Below are 251 nucleotides of genomic sequence, written 5' to 3'. Positions count from 1 at the left end.
TGAACTCACAATCGCTTGTGCTTTCTTTCAGAAATGATCCGCAGCATGATTGTCTGGTGGAGGTAGACGGAATCGAACCGACGACCTCCTGCGTGCAAAGCAGGCGCTCTCCCAACTGAGCTATACCCCCGACAATGGTGGGCCTGGAAAGACTTGAACTTTCGACCTCACGCTTATCAGGCGTGCGCTCTAACCACCTGAGCTACAGGCCCAATCATGCTCTTCTTGTCAATGAGCTCGTGGCTCATTGT

At 52.6% G+C, this 251-nt stretch carries 2 tRNA genes; both read right to left on the bottom strand.

Features of this window, described 5'->3' with window-relative positions:
• Window positions 1-54: 54 nt before the first annotated feature.
• A tRNA-Ala gene (locus ACQRBR_RS12070) sits at window positions 55-130 on the bottom strand.
• A 5-nt stretch (window positions 131-135) separates the two neighbouring features.
• Window positions 136-212 (bottom strand) — tRNA-Ile (locus tag ACQRBR_RS12065).
• Window positions 213-251: the final 39 nt, after the last annotated feature.

It is taken from the genome of Desulfovibrio sp. SGI.133, assembly GCF_050313955.1.
Lineage (GTDB): Bacteria > Desulfobacterota > Desulfovibrionia > Desulfovibrionales > Desulfovibrionaceae > Desulfovibrio.
Note: the sequence above shows the minus strand (reverse complement) of the source record. Positions and strands in the feature narration are given on the sequence as shown.